Source organism: Aquirufa sp. OSTEICH-129A (assembly GCF_054558355.1).
The window spans coordinates 1-639 of record NZ_JBPXKC010000011.1; the positions used below are offsets into that span (position 1 = coordinate 1).

At 44.8% G+C, this 639-nt stretch carries 1 protein-coding gene; it reads right to left on the reverse strand.

What is annotated here, in order from left to right:
* A partial coding sequence (locus tag SKC36_RS12270) for a hypothetical protein (protein ID WP_459466072.1) occupies window positions 1-639 on the reverse strand: 639 nt, incomplete at both ends.

The following is a 639-nucleotide window of genomic DNA, read 5'->3' on the forward strand; positions in this document are numbered from 1 at the left end:
TTTGTGGACTTGTTAAACTAACTGCCAATTTAGCGAAGCTAGCTGGTGATACAGTAACCGATAAACGATCTGCTCCTGAAGATGAAATGCTTCCATCTGTTCCCGAAATAGTAGCCGATTCCGCTTTATACAAGCTCATGGAAACCGTGGCTATACCGTTCGTAAAGGTAATGCTAGTCGATGATCCAAAATTGGTACTTGCCACCGTAGGGGCTGTAACAGGACTTAATGAACTAGCTGTACCAGAGAAAGTAATATTATGCGCACCTGTATAGGCAGTGGCTGTATTTCCACTTGCATCTTTTGCCGTCAAGGTAATATTTTGGGATGCTCCCGCTGTTTGAGTAGCTGAACCTGTGATAACCAACTTAGTGGCCGCACCTGAATTGATCGTAATTGTTGAGCTAGTTACTCCCGTTCCAGTAGCTGGAGTAAAGGTAAAGGTTCCTGTTCCTGAGGCTCCCGTGTACGTTAAGGCAGCACTTAAATTAGCTACGCCACTTACAAAGTCACCTGCATTATTCAACTTATTCGTACCCGACAAGCCCGTGATCGCTCCTGTTAAGCTAGTTGTCACTGTCACATTATTGGTACTCGCATCAAAACTACTTACCGTGTTACCATAAGCATCTTGGGCCG